The 1250-nt window shown below is 73.4% G+C and carries 2 protein-coding genes; both read right to left on the bottom strand.

Annotated features, from left to right (window positions below; all coding sequences use genetic code 11):
* Window positions 1–168: 168 nt before the first annotated feature.
* Window positions 169–969, bottom strand: coding sequence for an urease accessory protein UreD (locus tag JXZ78_RS40005; RefSeq protein WP_238783730.1), 801 nt, complete (start codon window positions 967–969; stop codon window positions 169–171).
* A partial coding sequence (locus JXZ78_RS40000; RefSeq protein ID WP_275128709.1) for a GTP-binding protein occupies window positions 966–1250 on the bottom strand: 285 nt, incomplete at its 5' end. The genes JXZ78_RS40005 and JXZ78_RS40000, both read right to left, overlap by 4 nt.

The following is a 1250-nucleotide window of genomic DNA, read 5'->3' as shown; positions in this document are numbered from 1 at the left end:
GGGAAGGTGCCGCATTCGGGTGCGGCGGCCGTGGGGCAGGACACCGACGGACGCGCCGTGCTGGCCGTCCTCGGCAACGACGGACGGCTGCATGTGGTGCGGCAGCGGGACGCGGGGGCCGGCGGCGCGTTCCAGGAGTGGCGCACTCAACCCTCCGGCTGAAGGGCCTCACATCACCCGCGTACGTTGCGCGGTGTCGAGGAGGCGGCGTAGGCGGTGGCCGTCCGGCGCGGCGGCGGTGACGAGGGTGGCGGGTCCGGCGAGCGGGGCGAGGACCGCGTGGCCGCCGTCCGGTGCGAGGCCGACAAGGCGGGGTACGGGAGGCGCGTGCTCGTAGGCCGGGTCCACGGTGAGGACTTGGCCGGTGGCTCGGTAGTCGGCCAGGACGGCGGGGCCGTCCCAGCCGGGTGCGCCCGGCCCGTAGGCGGCCTCCTGGTCGAGCAGCGTGCGTCCGCCGCGCCGGACAGTGAGCCGCGTGGTCACCTGGCCGGAGGGCTCTCCGGTACGCCCGAGAAGTTGTTCTTCACGCAGGACGAGGCGCGCGGTGGAGGCGAGGTCGATGGTCCAGGTTTGCCGCAGGTTGCTGCCGGCCGCGCAGATCAAAGGCTTCGGATTCCAGCGGAGTTCGGCGTACTCACCTACGGTCAGGTGGACGTCGTAGGTGGCGTGGTCCGCGGTGGCGCCGCGCAGGGCGAGGGTCGCGGCGGCGGAGGTGATGTGCAGCGTGGTGCCCCGACGGGCGGTGGCCTCGATGCGCAGCCGGTCGCCGCCGAGCGGGGCGCTCATGGCACCGATGACGCATACGCGTGCTTCGGTGCTCCGGGAACGGAGGCGCCGCAGTTCGAAGGGCCCGTCGCCGTCGAGGACGGGCAGGACGGTGGTACCGCCCTCGCAGGCTGCCGAGATGCGGGCGGTCGCGTGGACACCTCCGGCAGCCGCCGTGGAAACGGGCGAGCCGGTCAGGGTCATGCGGGGTCCGTGGTCCAGTCGGTGAGGCGGGTGCGGACCCAGTCGGTGACCGGCTGGACGCCGTTGGCGGTCTTGAGGCAGGTGAAGGTGACGGGCAGGTCGCCGCGCTGGTTCTTGGCGTCGCGGGCCATGCCGTCCAGGTCGACGCCGACGTAGGGGGCCAGGTCGGTCTTGTTGACCACCAGCAGGTCGGCGGTGGTGACGCCGGGGCCGCCCTTGCGGGGGATGTCGTCGCCGCCCGCCACGTCGATCACGAAGATCTGGGCGTCCACCAGGCCCTT

The sequence above is a fragment of the Streptomyces monomycini genome, from assembly GCF_022271435.1.
Taxonomy (GTDB): Bacteria; Actinomycetota; Actinomycetes; order Streptomycetales; family Streptomycetaceae; genus Streptomyces; species Streptomyces monomycini.
This window is presented reverse-complemented; position numbering and strand designations above follow the sequence as displayed.